Origin of the sequence: Streptomyces canus, assembly GCF_030816965.1 — a bacterium.
Lineage (GTDB): Bacteria > Actinomycetota > Actinomycetes > Streptomycetales > Streptomycetaceae > Streptomyces > Streptomyces canus_E.
The window spans coordinates 3,661,287-3,682,304 of sequence record NZ_JAUSYQ010000002.1; the positions used below are offsets into that span (position 1 = coordinate 3,661,287).

General features: G+C 72.0%; 18 protein-coding genes and 1 tRNA gene. 6 read left to right on the forward strand and 13 right to left on the reverse strand.

Translation table 11 applies throughout. From position 1 onward, the window contains the following. Positions 1-119 precede the first annotated feature (119 nt). The 3 genes from QF027_RS17650 (at position 120) to QF027_RS17660 (ending at position 7,219) form a co-directional block, all read left to right on the forward strand. Entirely contained in the window at positions 120-3,350 is a 3,231-nt protein-coding gene (locus tag QF027_RS17650; RefSeq protein WP_307075526.1) for an FtsX-like permease family protein, read from the forward strand. Beyond that, positions 3,343-6,123 carry an FtsX-like permease family protein gene (locus tag QF027_RS17655; protein WP_307075528.1) on the forward strand — a complete coding sequence of 927 codons (2,781 nt, stop codon included), beginning with the start codon at positions 3,343-3,345 and terminating at the stop codon, positions 6,121-6,123. Before QF027_RS17650 ends, QF027_RS17655 begins: the two co-directional genes overlap by 8 nt. A 139-nt stretch (positions 6,124-6,262) precedes the next feature. Then, the gene (locus tag QF027_RS17660; protein WP_307075530.1) at positions 6,263-7,219 is read left to right on the forward strand and encodes an ABC transporter ATP-binding protein; all 957 of its coding nucleotides are present in this window, start codon (positions 6,263-6,265) and stop codon (positions 7,217-7,219) included. A gap of 11 nt (positions 7,220-7,230) precedes the next feature. On the opposite strand, the gene QF027_RS17665 is transcribed toward QF027_RS17660, so the two are convergent. The 8 genes from QF027_RS17665 to QF027_RS17700 form a co-directional block, all read right to left on the reverse strand. After that, the gene (locus QF027_RS17665) at positions 7,231-7,899 is read right to left on the reverse strand and encodes a hypothetical protein (protein ID WP_307075532.1); all 669 of its coding nucleotides are present in this window, start codon (positions 7,897-7,899) and stop codon (positions 7,231-7,233) included. After that, complete coding sequence (locus QF027_RS17670) at positions 7,896-8,309, reverse strand: acyl-CoA thioesterase (RefSeq protein WP_057609559.1); 414 nt, start codon at positions 8,307-8,309, stop codon at positions 7,896-7,898. Before QF027_RS17670 ends, QF027_RS17665 begins: the two co-directional genes overlap by 4 nt. Positions 8,310-8,311: 2 nt before the next feature. Beyond that, positions 8,312-9,976: an energy-dependent translational throttle protein EttA gene (gene ettA / locus QF027_RS17675; RefSeq protein WP_306981122.1), complete on the reverse strand. Its 1,665-nt coding sequence runs from the start codon at positions 9,974-9,976 to the stop codon at positions 8,312-8,314. A 611-nt stretch (positions 9,977-10,587) separates the two neighbouring features. Beyond that, on the reverse strand, positions 10,588-10,953 hold the full coding sequence (locus tag QF027_RS17680; protein WP_306981120.1) for a hypothetical protein: 366 nt from the start codon (positions 10,951-10,953) through the stop codon (positions 10,588-10,590). A gap of 33 nt (positions 10,954-10,986) precedes the next feature. Continuing rightward, a complete protein-coding gene (locus QF027_RS17685) occupies positions 10,987-12,399 on the reverse strand; it encodes a Cys-Gln thioester bond-forming surface protein (RefSeq protein WP_306981118.1) in 1,413 nt (470 codons plus the stop codon). A gap of 266 nt (positions 12,400-12,665) precedes the next feature. Beyond that, a complete protein-coding gene (locus tag QF027_RS17690; RefSeq protein ID WP_306981116.1) occupies positions 12,666-13,127 on the reverse strand; it encodes a single-stranded DNA-binding protein in 462 nt (153 codons plus the stop codon). A 220-nt stretch (positions 13,128-13,347) separates the two neighbouring features. Next, positions 13,348-15,396 (reverse strand): YfjP family GTPase, encoded by a 2,049-nt coding sequence (locus QF027_RS17695; protein WP_307075534.1) that lies wholly within the window; start codon positions 15,394-15,396, stop codon positions 13,348-13,350. A gap of 3 nt (positions 15,397-15,399) precedes the next feature. Next, positions 15,400-17,007, reverse strand: coding sequence for a dynamin family protein (locus QF027_RS17700; RefSeq protein WP_307075536.1), 1,608 nt, complete (start codon positions 17,005-17,007; stop codon positions 15,400-15,402). A gap of 323 nt (positions 17,008-17,330) precedes the next feature. Between QF027_RS17700 and QF027_RS17705 the strand changes: the two genes are divergently transcribed. The 3 genes from QF027_RS17705 (at position 17,331) to QF027_RS17715 (ending at position 18,216) form a co-directional block, all read left to right on the forward strand. Next, a tRNA-Arg gene (locus tag QF027_RS17705) sits at positions 17,331-17,403 on the forward strand. A 134-nt stretch (positions 17,404-17,537) separates the two neighbouring features. Next, positions 17,538-17,816, forward strand: coding sequence for a type II toxin-antitoxin system Phd/YefM family antitoxin (locus QF027_RS17710; RefSeq protein WP_307075539.1), 279 nt, complete (start codon positions 17,538-17,540; stop codon positions 17,814-17,816). Next, a complete protein-coding gene (locus tag QF027_RS17715) occupies positions 17,806-18,216 on the forward strand; it encodes a type II toxin-antitoxin system VapC family toxin (protein WP_307075541.1) in 411 nt (136 codons plus the stop codon). The genes QF027_RS17710 and QF027_RS17715 overlap by 11 nt, the downstream gene beginning before the upstream one ends. Positions 18,217-18,553: 337 nt before the next feature. Here QF027_RS17715 and QF027_RS17720 read toward each other — a convergent pair whose 3' ends face one another. From QF027_RS17720 to QF027_RS49610, 5 genes are all read right to left on the reverse strand, one after another. Continuing rightward, on the reverse strand, positions 18,554-18,898 hold the full coding sequence (locus QF027_RS17720) for a hypothetical protein (protein ID WP_307075543.1): 345 nt from the start codon (positions 18,896-18,898) through the stop codon (positions 18,554-18,556). After that, complete coding sequence (locus QF027_RS17725; RefSeq protein WP_306981108.1) at positions 18,895-19,026, reverse strand: transposase; 132 nt, start codon at positions 19,024-19,026, stop codon at positions 18,895-18,897. The genes QF027_RS17720 and QF027_RS17725 overlap by 4 nt, the downstream gene beginning before the upstream one ends. A gap of 74 nt (positions 19,027-19,100) precedes the next feature. Further along, the gene (locus QF027_RS17730; protein ID WP_307075545.1) at positions 19,101-19,964 is read right to left on the reverse strand and encodes a tyrosinase family protein; all 864 of its coding nucleotides are present in this window, start codon (positions 19,962-19,964) and stop codon (positions 19,101-19,103) included. Continuing rightward, entirely contained in the window at positions 19,951-20,568 is a 618-nt protein-coding gene (locus QF027_RS17735; protein ID WP_307075547.1) for a tyrosinase family oxidase copper chaperone, read from the reverse strand. The genes QF027_RS17730 and QF027_RS17735 overlap by 14 nt, the downstream gene beginning before the upstream one ends. Beyond that, a complete protein-coding gene (locus QF027_RS49610; RefSeq protein WP_373432415.1) occupies positions 20,523-20,807 on the reverse strand; it encodes a DUF5949 family protein in 285 nt (94 codons plus the stop codon). The genes QF027_RS17735 and QF027_RS49610 overlap by 46 nt, the downstream gene beginning before the upstream one ends. Positions 20,808-21,018: the final 211 nt, after the last annotated feature.

The following is a 21,018-nucleotide window of genomic DNA, read 5'->3' on the forward strand; positions in this document are numbered from 1 at the left end:
CCGGTCAAGTCCGCGCTACAAGCGCTTACCCGTGACCACCACCTCTGACATCCTCGCCCGGAGATCTGCACAACACGGCGGGGGGCCGGGTGACGGGGTTCGGGGGAATCGCGCGTTTTGTGTTTCTGCGTGCGCGGGCGCACCGGCTGCTGCTCGCCGCCGCATTGCTCACGGTCCTGCTCATCACCGCGGTCCTCGCGACCCTCACCGCCTACTCCGGCGCGATCGGTGACGCGGCCCTGCGCCACGCCCTTCAGGACCCGCGCAACGCCGCCGACACCGCGCTGGTCGTCAAGGCCGACGTCCCCGAGGACCGTCGTACGGCCGCCGACACCGCCGTACGCGACGTGGCGCGGCAGACGTTCGACGGGCTGCCGGTGACCGTGCGGACGTTCCTGCGGTCGGGTCCGTACGCGCTGCCGCGGTCGCTGCAGCCCGAGCGGGAGCGGTCCGGGGACCCGGACCTGACCCACTTCGCGGCACTGGACCGCAGCCGGCTGCGGCTGGTCGAGGGACGGCTGCCGGGGCGGGCCGACGGGCGGGTCGAGGTGGCGCTCCCGCAGGCCGCCGCCCGCGCCCTCGATCTCGGCCCCGGCGCCCGCTTCACCCTCACCGACCGGCTGCGCGGCCCGGCGGTGCGGGTGACGGTGACCGGCCTGTACCGGCCCGTCCGCGCCGACGACCCGTACTGGCTGCTCGACGACCTGCACGGGCGGGGCATCAAACAGCTCGATTTCACGACGTACGGCCCCCTGCTCGCCGATCCCGGTGTGCTGGCCGACGGGACGGTGAGCGTCGGGACGTCGGGCTGGCTGGCGTCGGCCGACTTCGCGACGGTGACGACCGCGCGCTCGGACGTGCTGCGGGCGACGGCCGTCGCGGGGAACGCGGCGCTGCGCAAGGAGTCCTCCCTCGGCGGCGCCACGACCGCGTCGACCTCGCTGCCCGAGGTCCTCGACCGCACCGACCGCTCCCTGCTCGTCTCCCGCTCGACCCTGCTGATCGTCGCCCTGCAACTGGTGCTCCTCGCGGGCTGCGCCCTGCTGCTGGTGGCGGGGCTGCTGAGCAGTGAGCGCACCGGCGAGAGCCGGCTGCTGCTGGCGCGCGGCGCCTCCCGCGGCCGGATCGCCGGCCTCGCCGCCCTGGAGGCGGCGCTGCTCGCGCTGCCCGCGCTGCTGTGCGCGCCGCTGCTGGCGGCCCCGCTGACCCGGACGCTGGCCGGGCGGGGCCCGCTGGCCCGGATCGGGCTGCACCTGGAGGTGCCGGCGGTCGGACGGGCCGGGGTGTGGCTGGTGGCGGCGGCAGTGGCGCTCGGGTGCGCGCTGGCGGTGACCCTGCCCGCGCTGACCTCCTCCTTCGCGCGCAGCCGGGCCCGGGCGCTGCCCGGTGCGGTGCGCGCGGGGGCGGACCTCGGGCTGCTGGCCGTGGCCGGGGTGGCGTACTTCCAGCTCAGTCACCAGACCTCCGGTGCCGTGACCGACGACCTCCCCCACTCTCGGCTTCGCTCGAGCGGGGGGACCCCCATCGGTGTGCTCGGCGTGGACCCGCTGCTGGTGGCGGCGCCCGCGCTCGCGCTGCTGGCCGGGACCGTCCTGACGCTGCGGCTGCTGCCGCCGCTGGCTCGGCTCGCCGAACGCCGGGCGACCGGCGGGCGCGGCCTGACCGCGGCCCTGGCGGGCTGGCAGATCGCCCGCCGCCCGATGCGCGGGGCGGGCCCGGTGCTGCTGCTGGTCCTCGCGATGGCACTGGGCATGCTGGCCATCGGACAGGGCGCCTCCTGGGACCGTTCGCAGTCCGACCAGGCGGACTTCCGGGCCGGGGCGCCGGTGCGGGTGCTGACCTCCGGGGATGCGGGGCTCGGCCGCACCGAGGAGTACGCGGCCGTCGCGGGCGTACGACGGGCCGCCCCCGCCGCCCGCTCCGAACTGCCGCTGTCCGGCAGCCAGGTGGCGACGGTGCTGGCCCTCGACACCTCGCGCGCCTCGATGCTGATCCGTCCCGACCTGCACTCCGGACCCTTCCTCCAGGGGCTCGGGCCCAAGGGTTCGGTCGCGGGCGTGAAGGTGCCCGCGGACACGGCCCGGCTGCGGCTGACGGCGGCCCTGCGGGGTTCCGGGCCGAGCACGACGGCACAGGTCACCCTCACCCTGGAGGACCGCTACGGCACTCCCTATCGGGTCCCGGCCGGCCAACTCCCCGCCGACGGCCGCGCCCACGCGCTGGACGTCTATGTGTCCGGGGGCCCACTGACCCTCACCGACCTGGAACTGATCGTCTCCGTGCCGAGCGGCGCGGCCGAGCAACACCGTTTCACCCTCACCGGGTTGACGGCCACGGGCACCGAAGGGACGGTACGGCGGCTGCCGTTGCCCACCACGTGGAAGGTCACCTCAAGCCACGACGGGGTCGCCTCGACACCGGATCCGAAGACCAAACCGGCCCCGCCGCGCCTGAGTTCGGGGTCCGGACGGCTGACGGTGGACTACGGCACAGGTTTCATCCCGTCCGACGACATGTGGAGCACGGGGTCGTTGACGGTCCGGATGAAGGCCCCGCAGCCGAAGCCGGCCGAGGTCACCGCCGTCGCGACCGAGCGCTTCCTCGCCTCGGCGGGCGCCTCCCCGGGAGACAGGCTGGACGTGCCGCTGGGCGGCGAGACGGTGTCGGTGCGGATCGTGCGTTCGATACGGGAGTTGCCCACGGCCTCGGACAGCGGCGGGGCCCTGCTGGTCGATCTGCGGTCCGTGAACCGGGAGCTGCAGGCGCGGTACAACCGCGGCGTCGAGCCGACCGAGTGGTGGCTGATGACGGAGCCGGGCGGGTCGGAGAAGGTCGCGGCGGCGCTGCGGGCCCGGCCCGACATGGACCCCGCGCAGGTCGTGGTGCGGGACGAGCTCGCCGGGCAGCTGCGCGACGACCCCTTCGGAGCGGGCCCCGAGGCCGCCTTCGCCGCGGCGGCCGGGGTGGCGGCGGCGCTGGCCGCGGTCGGCTTCGCGGTGGGCGCGGCGGGGTCGCTGCGGGAGCGGGGCGCGGAGTTCGCCGTACTGCGCGCCCTGGGGGCTCCGCGCCGCCGGCTGGCCCGCGCGGTCGCCGTGGAGCAGGGGGTCCTGGTGGTGCTGGCGCTGCTGGTGGGCGCGTTGCTGGGCACGGTTCTGACCCGGGCGGTGGTCCCGCTGATCGTGCTGACGGACGAGGCGACCAGACCGGTCCCGCGGGTCCTGGTGCAACTCCCGCTCCCGCAGGCGGCCGCACTGCTGGCGGCGGTGGCCCTCGCCCCGCTCCTGGTCACGGCGGCGCTGGCGCTGCGGCGGGCGGATCCGGCGCGGGCGTTGCGTGAGGGGGGTGAGTGAGGTGAGGTTCTTCGGGACGGGCGAGCCGGCGGGCTCCAGGGAGACCGTGCCCTGGGTCCGCACCCGGCTGCGGACCGCGCCCGGCGCCGCGTGCGCGCTCGCGGTGCTGGTCGCGCTGACGGCGTGCCTCGCGGCCGCGTTCCCACGGGCGGTGGACCGCTACGAGGACGCCGGACTGCGCCGGGCCGCAGAGCAGGCGCGCGCCGACCGGACCGGCATAGAGGTGTACGCCCCGCAGCCGTCCCCGATGCTGAGGCCGAGCGAACGTGAGGACGTCCTGCGCCCCGACGTGCTGGCAGCGCAGTACGCCAAGGTCCGCGCCGGGGTCCCGCGCCCGCTCGTCCTCGACCCGGGCCAGTCGACGTACGGCGTGCGCACCACCCTGAACATCCCGGTACCGGACCCGTGGCTGCCGAGGCCGACCGGCAGGCCCGCGGAGGTGACCCTGGTCGCCCAGGCGGGCCTCGGCGCTCACGCCTCGGTCGCCGAGGGGCGTCTGCCGCGCGCGGACGACCACGTGACCGCCACCGCACCCGAGCTGGAGGCGGCGGTCACCGTCGACACCGCCAAGTCCCTCCACATCAAGGTGGGTTCGGTGATCCACTCACCCGCCGCCGGCCGTACCCTCCCCATCCGCGTCACGGGCATCGTCACTCCGCGCGACCCGAAGGGCGCCTACTGGTCCACCCATTCCATCCTGCGCACCCCGTCCCTGATCCGCGAGCCCGCGCCGTCCGTGGACATGTACTGGTTCGGCGCCCTGCTCGTCGCCCCCGAGGCGGCCCCGGTCCTGCTGGCCACCCCGGGACGCCCGGAGCGCTACTGGCAGTTGGCGCCCTCCGAGCGGACACTCCGGGCCCGTGACGCCCCGGCCCTGCGGTCCGCGCTCGCCTCCCTGGAGGCCGGTCCGGCACTGCGGAAGCTGCGCCTGGAGATCGACGGTCCGGTGACCGAGCTGACGGCGATCGACGGCCAGACCGAGATCAGCACCGACCTCGACGAGGTCCTCATCACCTACGACCGGCTCCGCGAGAGCGTCGCCCCGCTCGTCGCGGTCGCCGCGTCCGGCGCCGGCACGGTCGCCGTCGTCGTCCTCCTGATGGCGGGCGGCCTCACCGCGGACCGCCGGCGCAGCGAACTCGCCCTGCTGCGGGCCCGCGGCGCCTCCCTGCCGGGTCTCACTGCCCGCCTCTTCGCCGAGACGGCGGTCGTGGCCGTCCCCGCGGGCGCCCTGGGGCTCGCCGCCGCGCTGCTCACGGTCCCCGAGGGCCGCTTCCCGTACGCGATCGCGGCCGCCGGGGCGGTCACCGCCGTCACCTGCGTGGCCCTTCCCCTCCGCGCGGCGGCCGTCCACCGTGTGGTCCGCGTCCACACCGGCCGCGAGGACATCTCGTCCGTACGACCGTCCCGGCGCCGTACGGTCGCCGAGCTGACGCTGCTCGTGCTGGCGGTGGGAGCGGTGGAGTCGCTGCGTCGCCGTGGCACCTCGGGCTCTGCCGACGACCTCGTCTCGCTGGCACCCGTGCTGGTGGGAGTGGTCGCCGCCCTGGTCCTGGTCCGTCTGTACCCGCTGCCGCTGCGGGGTCTGGCCCGTCCGGCCGCCCGTCTGCGGGGCGCGGTGGCGCACCTGTCCCTGGCCCGGGCGGGCCGCACCTCGGCCTCGGCGGTGCTGCCCCTTCTGGCCCTGCTGACCGCCCTGACCACGGCGGCCTTCGGCGGCTCGGTCCTCGCGGGCGTACAGGAGGCCCGCGACCACGCGGCCCTCCTCGCGGTCGGCGCCGACGCGCGCGTGGAGACGGGGGCGTCGCTCCCGTCCGGGCTGCCGGACCGGCTGCGCCGTCAACCGGGGGTGAGCACGCTGTCGGCGGTGAGCGTCACCTCCGAGGCGAAGCCGGAGAACGGAGCACTGTCGGTACCGCTGGTCGGGGTGAACCCCGCGGACTACGCGGCGCTGTCGTCCCGGACGGACATGGGCGCCTTCGAAGCCGCCAGGCTGAGAGGAGGGACCGCCGGGGAGGCGGCCCCGGCCCTGGCCTCCACGGCCACCGCCCGGACGTACGGCACCCGCCCCTTCCCGGTCCTCCTCCCGGACGGCGGCACGCTCACCGTCCGCATCACCACCGTCCTCGACCGCACACCCGCGGTGCTGGGGTCGGACTTCCTGGTCGTGAACCGCGAGGCGTTGAGCCCGGCGGCGGCGCGGCCGACGACGGTGCTGCTGTCGGGGACGTCGCTGGACGGGACCGCGATACGCAAGGCCGCCCCGAAGGCGGCGTCCGTGCACCTGAGGTCCGAGGAACGCGAACGCTACGTCGACTCCCCCCTCCAGACCGGCGCGGAAGGCGTCTACGCGACCGCCGTGGCAGCCGGCACGGGATACGCGGTGCTGGCCCTCTTCCTGTCCCTCCTGCGCACGGCCCCGGACCGTACGGCCCTCCTGGCCCGCCTCCGCACGATGGGCCTGACCCGGGCCGCGGGCCGCCGCCTCCTGATCCTCGAATCCCTCCCCCAGGCCGTCCTGGCCGCTGTCGGAGGCGCTCTCACGGGCTGGGCCACGATCCACCTCCTGTCCCCGGGGATCGACCTGACGGCCATCGCCCTCCCGTCGGCCGACCCCTCCTCGACGGGAGCGGAGTTGCGCACGGACGCCCTGTCCCTGGTGGTACCGGCGGCGGCTGTGCTGCTGCTGGCGGTGGGGACGGGGGTCGGACAGGCGTGGTGGTCGGGGAGACGGGGGTCGGTGCAGGAGCTCAGGGCAGGGGACGCGAGATGAACGGCTTCGTCGCCTCCGGTTGCGGGCGGTCGTGCCGCTGGAACCGCTTCCGACCCGCAGACAGAGGCGCCCGACCGGCGGCGAGCGAACCCGACCTTCGACCAGCCCGCACGCCGGACCGCAGTCCAGGAGAAGGCCGATGACCACGAACCCCACCCTCACCGACCTCGCCCACAAGGCGACCCAGGCCCGCAACCGCCCCGCCTACGGTCACGACGCCCTGATCACCTGCGACAGACTCGTCCGCATCTTCACCACGGACGGCGTGGAGGTCCAAGCCCTCCAGGGCCTCGACCTCCTCGTCCGCGAGGGCGAACTGCTCGCCCTCGTGGGCGCGTCCGGCAGCGGCAAGTCCACGCTCATGAACATCCTCGCCGGCCTGGACACCCCCACCGCGGGCGCGGCCAGAGTCGCGGGCCACGACCTCCTCACCATGACCGCGAAGGACCGCCTGGCCTACCGCCGCGCGACGGTCGGTTTCGTCTGGCAGCAGACCTCCCGCAACCTTCTCCCCTACCTCACCGCGGTCCAGAACATCACCCTCCCCATCCAGCTCTCGGGCGCCAGGACACCTCGCCGTGCCCAAACTGAACGCGCCCTGGAACTGCTGGAGTTGCTGGAGGTGGCCGACTGCCGCAACCGCCGCCCCCACCAGATGTCCGGGGGCCAGCAGCAACGCGTGGCGATAGCGGTGGCGTTGGCCAACAGCCCCGCGGTCCTTCTCGCCGACGAGCCGACGGGCGAACTCGACTCCCACACCGCGGAACAGATCTTCGCCGCGTTCCGCACCGCCAACGAACAGCTCGGTACGACGATCGTCATCGTCACCCACGACCAGGCGGTGGCCGGAGAGGTCCGCCGGACGGTGGCCATCAGGGACGGCCGTACGTCCACGGAGGTCCTGCGCCGCAGCGAGGTGGACGCGACGACGGGCCACGAAACCCTGGTCGCCCGTGAGTACGCGATGCTGGACCGCGCGGGCCGCCTCCAGCTCCCGAAGGAGTACACCGAGGCATTGGGCATGCGCGACAGGGTGGCGCTGGAACTGGAACCGGACCACATCGGCGTATGGCCGGACGACAGCGACCGGGACTGACGACCGGCCGATCAGCGCACGCTGACGCCGAGGGTCCCAAGTCCCCCTTGCCGTACGGCGATCGAGCCGAAAGGCGTACGAAGCCGCAGCCACGCCCCCGACGAGAAGAGCGCCAACTCCCTACCGGAGCGCAGGAACCCCAGTGACTGGGCCGCGTGCACGGCCCGTACGGGAAGCCGCGTCTCCGCCACGGTGCGGGACCAGATCTCCCGCCCGATCCGGTCGAGTTCGGCCCGGGTACGCGCCTCGGGACCCAACTCCTCGGTACGGGACCGGAATTCGGCGACCCCGGCGTGGACGAGCGCCCGCAGCGCCTCCGGTCCCGGCAACCCGGCCACCGCCTGCCACCCGCCCCGCGGTGGCAGTACTCCGGCCCACGGCGGGCCGGTCACCGCCTGCGGCACGACAGCCGTGCCCGCGCCCTCGTCGACGGACTCGAGGAGCTCCCCGGCGGACACGGTCACATCGAGCGTGGCGTCGAGCCCGTTCTCGTACGGCTTGGCCAGCCGCACCGCCCGGATCGCCAGCACCTCGAAGGACGGCGGACGCCCGAAGACGGCGAGCGCGGTACCGGCCCCCTGGAGCCGGACCGCGGCCGAGCGGTCGTAATGGAGCAGCCGGGACAGGAAGGCGGCGAGGTCCGCGGCCTCCCCCTCGTCGGCGAGGTGGAGCACCGTCATGCGGCGACGGCCTCCTCCTCGTCGTCGTCCCGGTACTCCTCGAGGAACTCCCGTTCCTCCGCCGTGATCCGGCGCGGCCGCTGGGCCTCGAAGTCGAACGGCACTATCACCGTCGAGGCACGGACGTAGACGTCGTCGCCGTCCTTCACCTCGTAGGCGATGGTGAAGGACGCCGCCCGGATCTCGGTGATCCACAGCTCGATGTCCACGGGCGCGTGCCGGTGGACCAGCTGCCGCTTGTAGTCGATCTCATGACGTGCCACCACGGACCCCTGCTTGAAGTCCTTCTCCGGGCGGAACAGGAAGTCGATACGGGCTTCCTCCAGGTAGCGGAGGAAGACCACGTTGTTGACGTGGCCGTACGCGTCCATGTCCGCCCAGCGCAGCGGGCAGCGGTAGATGTGCCGCAAGATCAGCCCCGGGTCAGCTTCTTGTAGGTGGCGCGGTGCGGCCGCGCCGCGTCCGGGCCGAGCCGCTCGATCTTGTTCTTCTCGTACGACTCGAAGTTGCCCTCGAACCAGTACCACTTGGAGTCACCCTCGTACGCGAGGATGTGGGTCGCGACCCGGTCCAGGAACCAGCGGTCGTGGGAGATGACCACAGCCGCGCCCGGGAACTCCAGCAGAGCGTTCTCGAGCGAGGACAGGGTCTCGACGTCGAGGTCGTTGGTGGGCTCGTCGAGGAGCAGCAGGTTGCCGCCCTCCTTGAGCGTGAGCGCCAGGTTCAGGCGGTTGCGCTCACCACCGGACAGGACGCCGGCCGGCTTCTGCTGGTCCGGCCCCTTGAAGCCGAAGGCGGAGACGTAGGCCCGCGACGGCATCTCGACCTGGCCCACGTTGATGTAGTCGAGTTCGTCCGACACCACGGCCCAGAGGGTCTTCTTGGGGTCGATGTTGGCGCGGCTCTGGTCGACGTAGCTGATCTTGACCGTGTCGCCGATCTTGACCGAGCCCGAGTCCGCGGGCTCAAGACCCTGGATCATCTTGAACAGCGTGGTCTTGCCCGCGCCGTTCGGGCCGATGATGCCGACGATGCCGTTGCGCGGCAGCGTGAACGAGAGGTCGTCGACCAGGACCTTGTCGCCGAACGCCTTCGAGAGGTTGTTGACCTCGACGACGATGGAGCCAAGACGCGGGCCCGGCGGAATCTGGATCTCCTCGAAGTCCAGCTTCCGCATCTTGTCGGCCTCGGCCGCCATTTCCTCGTAACGAGCCAGGCGGGCCTTGGACTTGGTCTGGCGGCCCTTGGCGTTGGAGCGGACCCACTCCAGCTCTTCCTTGAGGCGCTTGGCGCGCTTCTCGTCCTTGCGGCCCTCGACCTTGAGGCGCGTGGCCTTCTTCTCCAGGTACGTGGAGTAGTTGCCCTCGTAGGGGATCGCGCGACCACGGTCGAGCTCGAGGATCCACTGGGCGACGTTGTTGAGGAAGTACCGGTCGTGAGTGACGGCGACGACAGCGCCCGCGTACTTCGAGAGGTGCTGCTCCAGCCAGTTCACCGACTCGGCGTCGAGGTGGTTGGTGGGCTCGTCGAGGAGGAGCAGGTCCGGGGCCTCGATCAGCAGCTTGCAGAGCGCGACGCGGCGCTTCTCGCCACCGGAGAGGTTGATGACGGGCCAGTCGCCGGGCGGGCAGCCCAGCGCCTCCATGGCCTGCTCCAGCTGCGCGTCCAGGTCCCAGGCGTTGGCGTGGTCCAGGTCCTCTTGGAGCTTGCCCATCTCGTCCAGCAGCGCGTCCGAGTAGTCCGTCGCCATGAGCTCGGCGACCTCGTTGAAGCGCTTGAGCTTGCCCATGATCTCGGCGGCGCCGTCCTGGACGTTCTCCAGGACCGTCTTGGATTCGTCGAGCTTCGGCTCCTGCATGAGGATGCCGACGCTGAACCCGGGGGACAGGAACGCGTCACCGTTCGACGGCTGCTCAAGGCCCGCCATGATCTTGAGAACGGTGGACTTACCGGCACCGTTCGGACCGACCACACCGATCTTCGCGCCGGGCAGGAAGCTCAGCGTCACGTCGTCAAGGATCACCTTGTCTCCGTGCGCCTTACGCGTCTTGCGCATGGTGTAGATGTACTCAGCCAAGAGAAACCGTCCGGCAACTTGAGATCTGGCAGTGGGCAGATACACCCCATCTTGCCTGAGGTCCACCCTTGGGTGGTAACCCGTTTGGTCGGGGGGCTGTGACCTGGGGGTTCTCTGTGAGCGGCGGAGGCTTTGGGGAGAGACCGCAGGAGCCAGGACGGGACTGCTCGCATACGCGGATGGCGAGGTGCCGGGTCTTCTGCGACAGGTGGGAACGGCGGACCTGGCGCGGACGTCCCACATGACGCAGCGCCTCTATCCGGACTGCGAGTATCCGGACTGCGAGATCGAACCGAGTGAAGGCGCGGAACTCTGGAACGCCGTGTACCCGCCGAATTCCGCACCCACCGGCTCGCCATCGCGGCCGTCCACGCGGAGATCGCCACCGTCTGCGACCAGCTCGTCACCGCCGGGCCCTCCCTGGCCGAGGAGCACCGCACCCAGTCCGACTGGCACCGCCTGAACGTCCATTCTCGACGTGCCTGCTCATCAGGGAAGCGCTCGTTCGCGGTCCGAGTGATCTCGACGCCGGCCGCAGATCGCTGCCCGGGCCGTCACTTTCCGCGCCGCCCGGCATCTCGTGACCCGGTTCGCCGACGCGCGAGCCGCCCCTAGGCGTCGGAGCCACCCCGCACCGCCAGCAACACGGCGGCGCCCACAGCCACCGCCCCCACCGCACCCGCGGACCGCATCAGCCCGTGGGACGTGCGCCACGACAGCACCGACCACTTCGACTGCGCCGACAGAATCGACCCCGTGCTCAGCCAGGACCCCGCCGAGATCAGGGACAGGGCCGAGCCGATCGAGCCGACCGACAGGGCGCTGCCGATCGAGCCGGCCGAAAGCGCCGAGCCCACGGAGCCGATGGACAGGACCGAGCCCACCGAGCCGATCGACAGCACCGAGTCCTGCGACCACAGGGACATCACCGAACCCGGGGAGGTATGACGCGCCCGTGATGCGGATGGCTTGGTCATGACGCCATTGTGCCCGTCACCGACGCGCCGCGGTCAGTCCTGTGCCCGGTTCTGCTTCCTGCCGGTGAGGACCAGGGCCGCGCCCCCGATCACCACCAGGGCGATGGCGGTGCCGGCGATCAGCGGGGTCGTGGCGGAGCCGCCGGTCTCGGCGAGGTTGACGTCAGTGGTGGGGACGGCAACCGTGGCGGGGCTGGGCTCGCTGAGCGTCTGGGTCGTGGCGCCCGTCTCGCTGCTGCGGGTGCGGCAGTCGAGGACGCCGGTGAAGCGCTTCGCGAGACCGTCGGGGCCGGTGATCGTGAAGTCGTACGCCTGGTCCTCCTGGAGCGGGACCGTCACCGTGCGGGACTCGCCCGCCGCGATGGCGTACTCCGTCCCCATCAGCTCGAACGCGAACTCCTCGTCGCCCTGGTTGACCGCAGTGATGTCCAGGCCGCCCTCGGTGCAGTTGCGCGCCGCGGAGAGGGCCGGTACGGCACCCTCCTTCGCCCAGGTCGCACTCGCCGTCGCCGAGACCGTCGACTCGCTGGAGCCGGCGAGGATCTGCGTCTGGCTCCGGCTCTCGGAGGCGAACGCACGGCCGACCGGCACAGTGGTCGAGGCCTGCACGGTGAGGTCGGCCGAGCCCGCCGCCGCGTCCTCGGGAACGTCGAAGTAGAGCTCGCTGCCGTTGCTCGCGGAGGTCACCGGCCTGCCGTCCTTGCCGACGATCCGCACGCCGCTCGTGGCCGCGTCCGCCGGCGGGGTGACCGTCGCGCCGACCGCGTTGGTGTGCACCGTGACCGGGCCGAGCAGCTCGCCGGGGTGGCCGGAGACCGCGGGCGGGTCGAGCGTCAGCGACGCCGCCGGCTCCACGAGGTCACGGGCGCTCTTCTCCAGGTAGTCCGCGAGCTTCTCGGCCTGCGGGTCGACGGCGTCGACGTCGGCGTGGTCCGAGTAGCGCCAGATCGCCACCTGGGTGCCGGCCGCCGCGTCCTGCTCGGTCAGGCCCGAGGCGATACCGGCCTTGGCGGCGAGCGCCGCGAGATCGTTGACCTGGGGGTAGGAGTTCTGCAGGATCCAACGGATCTTGCCCGCCCCCTTGTTGGCGCCCAGTGAGGTGCCGCTCCAGTCGGTCTCGTGGTACTTGGCGTCCTTCTGCGTGGGGTTGTAGAGGTCGACGCAGTACGTCTGCAGGGTTCCGCCGCCCTCGACGGACATCTCGAACAGTCCGGCCGGCACCCGCAGATCGCTGTCGGCGTCGTGTATCACCGCGTCGCCGTAGGTCTTCAGGCCCCCTATGGTGGCGGTCGCCCCTCTCTGGTTCTGCGCCGCCTCGTCCGCGGACGCCGTGTCGGCGACGGCCACCGTCGCACCAGCGGCGAGCAGTCCGGAGACGAACGTGACGGCCGCGAGGCGAGCCGCCCCCCGTCCGCGCACGGACAGCGCAGAGAACGCAGAAAACACGGAATTCCCCTTCGACCAGGACCCGTTGACGAGCGGGGTGGCGGTCCCACCAGCAGAATCAGTAACCCCGGGAGCTGTGTTCGGCATCCTAGGGAGGCGACCGCCCCCTCTTCCCGGGGATGCGGTCGGAAGATCGATCCGACTCGGAATCGTTATCGCCAAGCACTTTCACGCGCAGGGCTTATCGACAAATCGACCAAAGGTATCCGGAACGCATTCGCCGATAAGCCGCACTTCGGTCAGGGCCGCCGCGCTCTCGGCCGACGTCACGTCACCGCGACGGCCTCCTGTCGGTCCGCGGTCTCACCCGGCGGTGTCTCCCAGGCCGGCTCGGGCTGCGCGGACGAACCCGCGACGGTGTTCTCCGGCCGCTGTGTGCGTCGGAAGGCCGAGGTGCCGCGCGCGAGGTCGTGGCCGATCGCCACCGCGTCGATGTCGGCCGAGGTCCAGGCCGGCTGCCCCTCGCGCCCTTCCGAGCGCACCTTCAACCTGCCGTGGACGACCACCGGATCACCCACGTTGATCGACCCCGACACATTGGTGGCGAGCTGGCGATTGGCCCACACCGTGAAGAAGTTGGTGTGCCCGTCCGTCCATTCGTTCTTCTCGCGGTCCAGGTAGCGCGCGGTCGCCGCCAGCCGGAACCGCACCGACGCGCCCGTGGCCAACTCCCGGTACACCGGTTGTGTCGCCACGTTCCCCACCGCGCAGATCATCGTCTCGTTCATCACTGGGATCCCCTCCCGGACATGCGTACGGGCCCGTCCCGTACGGCTGCTGCTGTCTGCGTGCCGACCGCGTCACCGCGATGGCCGCGAAGCCAGACTGCCTCCGCCGGGCCGAGCCCGCTGGGCCCTGTGGACGGTCCACGGCTTGTGGAGAACTCCGCCACCCGAACGAGGGAACGGGTCCACAGACCCGCCCCTCACCCCACCGCCGTCACGCCCCTCACCCCACCCCGACGACCCTGCCGTACTGCTCCCGGACCTCCCGGTAGCGCAGCAGCTCCGCCGCCACCGGATCCAGCACCCGCGCCCGCCCGCACCCGGACGCCGCCTCCCGCAGCCGCCGTTCCGCCTCCACGCCGTACCGCCGCGCGGGCCCCCGTGCCGCAATCCGGCAGCTCCACTCGACGATCGGGCCGCCGATGATGCCGGCCACCATCAGCAGCACCGGGACCCCCAGGTTCGGCGCCATGACCCCGACGATCTGGCCCACCAGCCAGAGCCCGCCGACGATTTGAAGAAGCGTCATGGACGCCTGCGCCAGTACGGCCACCGGCCACCAGCCCGGACGCGGCGGACGGCCCGGTGGCAGCCCGGCTCGGGCCGTCAGCTGGTCCAGCGCCTCGGGCAGCCCCTGGGAGCCGCGTACGGCCGCCTCGCGCACCGCCTGTGCCCACGGCGCGGGCAGCCCCGCCGAAGCCCGGTCGGCGAGCGTCCGTACGGCCTGCTCCACACGCTGGCGCGCGGTCGCCTCCTCGTCGGGCTGGGCACGCACCGGCAGCCGTCCCGTGGAAGGTTCGCGCCGGCCCTCGAACCAGCGCCACAGCCTCAACCAGGGTGTTCCGCACGCGCGGTTGGCGTTGCGCAGCCAGGCGCGTTCGGCCGCCTCGCCCGCCGCGGTGGCACCGACCGCGTCCGCGAGCCGGGCGGCGAAGTCGTCGCGCGCCTCCTCGCTCAGCCCGGTGCGCCGGCCCGTCGCGTAGACAGGCCGCAGCCGCCACGCCGCCGCGTCCACATCGGCCGCGATCCGCCGCGCGGGAGCTCCGCGCTCCGTCACGAAGTGGCCGAGCGCCTCCCGCAGTTCACCGACACCGTCCCCGGTGAGCGCCGACAGCGCGAGCACCGTGGCGCCCGGTTCGCCGTACTCCCCGAGGGCGATCCCGTCCTCGTCCAACAGCCGCCGCAGATCGTCGAGGACCTGCTCGGCGGCCTCCCCGGGCAGCCGGTCGATCTGGTTGAGCACGACGAACATGACCTCCGCGTGGCCCGCCATGGGCCGCAGATAGCGCTCGTGCAGGATCGCGTCGGCGTACTTCTCGGGGTCGACGACCCAGATGACGGCGTCGACGAGCGCCAGGATCCGGTCCACGTGCTCGCGGTGCTGGACCGCGGCCGAGTCGTGGTCGGGCAGGTCGACCAGGACGAGCCCGCGCAGCTGGGCCTCGGATTCGGCACTTTGCAACGGGCGCCGCCGCAGCCGGGGCGGGATGCCGAGCCGCTCGATGAGACTGGCCGAACCGTCGCTCCAACTGCACGCGATCGGCGCGGCGGTGGTGGGCCGGCGTACGCCGGTCTCCGAGATGGCCACTCCGGCAAGCGAGTTGAACAGCTGAGACTTGCCGCTGCCCGTCGCACCGGCGATGGCGACGACGGTGTGCTGCCCGGAGAGCCTGCGCCGGGCCGCCGCCTCGTCCAGGACCTGGCCGGCCTCGGCGAGCGTGCGGCTGTCGAGCCGGGCCCTCGAGAGCCCGACCAGCTCCCGCAGCGCGTCCAGACGGGAACGCAGGGGGTCGTCGTACGTGAGCGGGGCGGGGGGCGGTGCGTTGTGCCCACGCACCTCCATGGCGGCGGCCTGCTCGGTTTCGGCGGTGACCCGGCGCGCGATGAGCCCGTCGTCCCAGGAGTCCGCGCAGTCGCCGTCGGGGGCAGCGGTGTGGGCCGGCTCCGGGGAGCCGCTACCGGCTTCCCTGCGCCCCCGCCCCGCCCCGGCACGCGCGTGACCGTCGGCGGGCGCACGCCCCGGAGCCTCGCTCACGTTCCCCTCCTCGTCCCGCTCAGGACCGCTCTCCGGCCCCGACACCGTCTCCACGCGCGCGTGCTCGTCCTCACCCTCCGGCTCCACCTCGGCATCGGCCTCGGCCTCGGCCTCGGCCTCGGCCTCGGGCAAAGGCTCCTCGACCGACCTCTCCCCGCCCCTCTCCGGGTCCCCCGATTCCCCCGATACGGCGTTCGCCGCCTGCTCCGTGTGGTCCTGATCCGTGACGGCGGTCATCGGTCACCTCTCCTTCTGCAGTACGGACAGCGCGGCGATGAATTCGGCCTGGGGTTCGGGGTGTACGTCGAGTGCGTCGAGCGGGGCGAGTCGGCGTTCGCGTTCGGTGTGCACGACCCGGTCGAGGTGCTCGGCGAGCAGCCGTCCGCCCCGGTCGCGCAGCCGCAGGGCGCCGTGCGCGCCGATCCGCTCGGCGAGCCCCTCACCGGCGACCCGCGCGCGGCGTCCGCCGAGCAGCGCGGTGGCGACGAGGGCGGCGACCGTCTCCGGGTCGGGCGCGACCCCGCGGTCGAGGTCGCGGATCTCCTCCTCGGCGTACTCCTCCAGCTCCCGCCGCCAGCGCCGTACGGCCATCCCGATCCGGTGCTCGGCGCTCTCCGTGGTCGGATCGCGGTCCGTCAGTTCCGGCGCGGCCGCGGCCGGTTCGCGCCGCCAGGCCTCGTCGACGCGCTCGTCGGCGGCGGTCACCGAGCACAGCAGCAGGGCGCCCAGGCTCTCCACGAGTGCGTCCAGGAGCTCCGCGGCGGTGCAGTCCAGGGGGAAGGCCCGCCAGCGCTTGAGGGCGTCACCGGCGAGCACGGCACCGGCCTGCAGCCGCCCCCGCACGCGCGCGTACTCGCTGTCGTACGCCCCCTCGACGGCAGCGGTGAGCCGCAGCGCGGCCGCGTACTGGGCGGCGGCCGCGGCGGCCAGCTCCGGCATCCGGGACTTGAGGGAGGCAAGCACACCGTGGGCCGTACGGGCGACGGCGTACCGCCGGGCGGCCGGGTCCTGCACCTGGTGGACGAGCCAGGTCCGCAGGGACGCCACGGCGGTGGCCGGCAGCAGCCCGCCGCCCCAAGCCGACTCGGGCAGTTCCGGCACCGTGAAGCGGGGCACGTCGCCGAGGCCCGCCTTGGTGAGCAGGGCCCCGTACTGCCGCGAGACCTCGGAGACGACCTGGTGCGGCACCCGGTCGAGGACGGTCACGAGCGTGGCGTCGTACTCCTTGGCGGTGCGCAGGAGGTGCCAGGGGACGGCGTCGGCGTAGCGGGCGGCCGTGGTGACCATGATCCAGACGTCCGCCGCGCAGATCAGCTCGGCGGCGAGAACGCGGTTGTCGGCGACCAGGGAGTCGACGTCGGGGGCGTCCAGGAGTGCGAGGCCCGGCGGGAGGGTGTCGGCCGTCTCGATGCGGAGCACGCGCGTGGGGTCCTCGCCGGGCAGCAGGAGCTCGTCCCCCGCCTCCTGTTGAGGCACCCACACGCGCGTGAGGTCGGGCAGTACGCGCATTCCGCTGAACCAGTGATGGTCCTCCGGATGGCAGACCAGCACCGGTGTCCGCGTGGTCGGCCGCAGCACGCCCGCCTCGCTCACCCGCCGTCCCACAAGGGAGTTGACGAGGGTCGACTTGCCGGCCCCGGTGGAACCGCCCACGACGGCCAGCAGTGGCGCTTCGGGGTCCCTCAACCGGGGCACCAGGTAGTCGTCGAGCTGGGCGAGCAGTTCGTCGCGGTTGGCACGCGCGCGTGGGGCCCCTGGCAGGGGCAGGGGAAAGCGTGCGGCGGCGACACGGTCGCGCAGGGCGGAGAGTGCGTCGAGCAGCTGAGGCCGTACGTCCAAGGTCACCACATGTGAAGAATGCCCAATTTTAGGGGAATTCTGAAGCATATGAGCATGTCTGCGCGCCGACGGAACACATCGGACGGAAGGGGCGACTGGGACACGGGCACAGTCCAGGCATAACGAGTGCACAACACCCGGTGCGCAAGGCGCCAAAAGCGGTGCACGATTCGTACCTGCCTGCGATTATCAGGACCGCTTCACCGAACCTCCACATCGAGCCACGGAGGCGAAGCAACAGGGGCAAGGACGCGGGAGCCCTATCCTTGTCCCCGGCAACGTCACGGACCGGCCCACACCCGGGCACCCCAAGACAGAGGCCACCACACCCGGCCCCCGTAGCTCAGTGGATAGAGCAGGCGCCTTCTAAGCGCTTGGCCGCAGGTTCGAGTCCTGCCGGGGGCGCATATACCCTCTCACCTGCGGAAACGCGTGAGGGGCTTTTTCGTGTCCGGATGCACATCGCTCTGGAACAGGCACCTTCACCCGTCCGCGACCGCGAATAACGGAATAGCACCGGGTAGCACACCTTCGGTATCGTGGACAGCACGACGGCGCAGCCGGAGATCACTCAGCACGATCTGCGCACCCGCTCCAAAGAAATCATGGAGGCCCTCGGGGGAGGACATGCGTTCACCGTCACCCGCGACGGGCATCGTGTCGGCGAGCTGATCCCGCTCCACCGCCGTCGCCGCTTCGTCCCCCGCGCCGAGTTCGCGGCCAGGTCACGTACCGCCCCTGACATCTCGCTGGACGCCTTCCTCGACGACCAGGACGCCGTCGTCGAGCAGGAGTTGAACAACCCGTATGCCCGTTGAGCACGAGCTACCTGCCGAGATGGCCATCAGCGCCATCACCCTCGCGGAACTCTCCGCAGGCCCCCACCAGGTGCGCGGCGGCGAGCAGAGCGACTACGACGAACACGCCGAGCGGGCCCGCCGCAGGGACGTCCTGCAGCGCGCCGAAAACGAATTCGACCCCATCCCCTTCGGCGTGGAGGCGGCCTGCATCTACGGCAGAATCTGCGCCGCCGTCGTCTCCACAGGCCGCAAGCCCCGTCGCCCAGTGGCCGACCTGATGATCGCCGCCCCTGGCGGCCGCCGGGGGATTCCCCCTGTTCACCACCACCCCGACGACTTCAAGGGCCTCGACGACTTGATCACCATCGTGCCCGTAACGCGGCCCGAGATCCTGCCTGACCGGTTGCACCGCGCCTGAGCGACCGCCACGGCGCTGCCGTATCGATCCGCCCGACGTCGACGAGCGGCGCGCTCCCGCGTACGGGGCACCGCGGGGCTCTGCCTACGACTCCGGCGCCGTGGTGAGCCGGGGCAGTACCCAGCCGATGGGCGCAGGAAGGGACAGCAAGCGCCTCGACGGCTTTCGTTCGCGAAAGACCCGCGAGTACGCAGGTGAGCACATCGCTCACCCCCTGGCGCCTTCCAAGCGTTTGGCCGCGAATCGAGTCCTGCCGGGGGCGCCCAGTCTCCGCCCACCTTCGGGAGGGCGTTTTTGCTGGTCCGGTGTCAATCCTCCGGGAACGTGGAGGCTTCCTCTATGCGGCCGCCCTCAGGGCGAGGCCGGTGCGGTACTCATGTTCGTAGTCGATCGGGCTTTTGAAGCCACGAATGCTGTGCAGTCGACGGGTGTTGCAGAAGCCGGCGATCCAGGTGGCGATCTTGACGCGGGCCTCGGCCCGGGCGGCGACGGTGTGCCGGTGGACGTACTCGACCTTGAGGGCGCCGTTGAACGCCGCGCGCACGGCGTTCATCTCAAGCTCCTTGATCCGCTTCAGCTTCTCGGCGTCCTGCCTGCGCAAACGCTGCAGTTCCTCACGCTCGCACTCGATCAGCCCGCCGACTTCGCGCCCTCGGACGCCTTCCTGGCTCTGCTCATTCACGTCCCCAAGGACCCCTCGCCGACGCCCGGATCCCCCGCGACCTGAGCGACCGGTTTCCCCGTCTCCATCGCGATCCGGACCGCACCCTCAAGGAACTCCGGCTCGAACTTCCGACGCTGCTCTGCCATGACCCAACTTCCCCAGCAGTCGCAGTCCTCACGCTACGAGGGGAGGGCCACGCGCCGATACGTCGTCACCGGCGCTACTGGTACCGGTAGATGGCGCTGTGGTCCTCCAGTTGCTCCGGTGTCACACCCCACGGCGGCATCTTCTCTCTCCGCGCCACGATCCGGCCGCGCTGGGCGTCTCCCGGACCGGGCGGCTTCGCGGGGAGATAGCGGGCGTTCCGATGCCGCAGCTGCCAGCGGGACCACACGAGGTCGACGAAGGCATGGTGCATCCAGAAGACCGGGTCGTTGACGGAGGCGCCGGTCGCCATGTGGCCCCCGACCCATCGGTGGACCCGGTTGTGGTTGCGCCACGACACCGCGCCGTGTCCCTGTCCCCAGCCCTCCAACTTGTTGCGGAACCCTTTGGCCGATGTGGAGTTCCAAGGCGCCGTGTCGTAGACCGGATCTGCGAGGGCAGACTTCAGATCCGTGGCCGTGGGCAGGGCGATGGGGTCCCGGGGGCGGCCGAGGTCGCGCATCAGGTACTCGGCGTCGGTGACCCCCTCCTTGATGGTCCACTGGCCGTGCCGGCGGGCGAAGGGGCCGGTCATGACCTGCCGGTCGGAACGCCGCCCGGTGCCGCCGAGCAGGTCCTCGGTCCACGGTACGGCCGTCGAGCTGCGGTTACGCGTCCAGTCCCAGTACGGCAGGGTCACCGACTCGTCCACGCGGCGCAGCGCCCCCTCCAACTCCAGCAGCAACCTGCGGTGCCACGGCAGGAAAGTGGGTGCCATGTGGGCCACGCGCAGGCCGCTCTCGCCGTCGGGAACGTAGTACTGGATGTGCATGCGCACGAACTCGTCGTACTCGCCACGGCGTTTGACCTCGAGGAGCGCGTTGACGAACCGGCGCCGCTCGGTAGGGGTGAGCGTGCTGACGTCCTTACGCGTGTACATGGCGATGACCCCCCTGGGCTCCCTGGCCGCCGCTCGGCGTCCCGCTGTCGTGCATGCGGCTGCCGCTTCCGTCCGCCACGGCCAACCGTGCGGTGGGGCCGAGTTCGTCCACAGCCGCGCGCGCCGCGGCCAGCGGTGTCGGATACGACTGGTAGTGGTCGATCATGGTCATCCAACTGCCGTCCACGCGACGCATCAGGTGCAGTGGCCGACCGTCCACGGTGACGTGCCACGCACCGGAGACGTCGTCTCCCTGCTGCCCGGCGTCGTGTCTGACGCCGACGATGCGCCGTCCGCGGTACGTCTCGCCGAACCGCGCCTCCTCCGATGAGCCCAACGCGGCCAGGACCGGCGCGAGCGCCACCCCGGCCGCCGACGCGACCAGCCCCCGCAGCACCAGCCTCCGCCTGGTTGACTGCGTGAACCTGACGACGGGCGACGGGTATGGGGCTGCAGCCGGTGGCGAGGCGTCGACCGCGAGTGCCGGGGAGCCGACGGCGGACCTCGTGGCGTCGGCCGCGGAACTCGCGGAGTGGTCCGCGTTGTTCACCGATCCGGTCACGGCTTCCCCCGGACCGGCCCTCGACGGCTGCCCGTCGGCCATGGTGCGCAGGGTTGTTGCGCGCCATCGCCGAAGGCGTCACCGACCGGCGGGACCTTGTCGCTCAACCGCTTCTCGTCGGCGCCCGACGTGGGCTTCGAGCCTTCGCAGCCGTCCTTGCGGGAGGGGGCGAGCAAGGAGGCCATGTCACCGTCGAGAGCTTCACCGCCCGATGCCGGGACGGCGGGCGTGCCCGGGTCGTGGGCTCGTAAAGGGTGCGTTTCCCTGGTGATTGAGGTCACCGCGGCACCCTACAGACGTGCCGGAACACACTCGGACGTTCTCTCACCCGAACGGACTACCTGCGTCGACATGACCACACGAACGAGGGGTTCACAGCTCGGCGGGATACGCAGCGTCAGGCCCACATGCGGGACTTTCCCGCCCTGCCGCGCGCCGCCTGCCTGACAATTTAAGAAAAATCCGACTTCCCCCATTCAACATGCTTGCCAG

Coding starts and splice junctions, on each gene's coding strand:
- QF027_RS17665 (WP_307075532.1), bottom strand. CDS start 7,899: ATGACGGTGCTCCACCTCGCCGACGAGGGGGAGGCCGCGGACCTCGCC.
- QF027_RS17730 (WP_307075545.1), bottom strand. CDS start 19,964: ATGTACACGCGTAAGGACGTCAGCACGCTCACCCCTACCGAGCGGCGC.
- QF027_RS17735 (WP_307075547.1), bottom strand. CDS start 20,568: ATGGCCGACGGGCAGCCGTCGAGGGCCGGTCCGGGGGAAGCCGTGACC.
- QF027_RS17660 (WP_307075530.1), top strand. CDS start 6,263: ATGACCACGAACCCCACCCTCACCGACCTCGCCCACAAGGCGACCCAG.
- QF027_RS17725 (WP_306981108.1), bottom strand. CDS start 19,026: ATGGCAGAGCAGCGTCGGAAGTTCGAGCCGGAGTTCCTTGAGGGTGCG.
- QF027_RS17690 (WP_306981116.1), bottom strand. CDS start 13,127: ATGAACGAGACGATGATCTGCGCGGTGGGGAACGTGGCGACACAACCG.
- QF027_RS17695 (WP_307075534.1), bottom strand. CDS start 15,396: ATGACCGCCGTCACGGATCAGGACCACACGGAGCAGGCGGCGAACGCC.
- QF027_RS17680 (WP_306981120.1), bottom strand. CDS start 10,953: ATGACCAAGCCATCCGCATCACGGGCGCGTCATACCTCCCCGGGTTCG.
- QF027_RS17715 (WP_307075541.1), top strand. CDS start 17,806: ATGCCCGTTGAGCACGAGCTACCTGCCGAGATGGCCATCAGCGCCATC.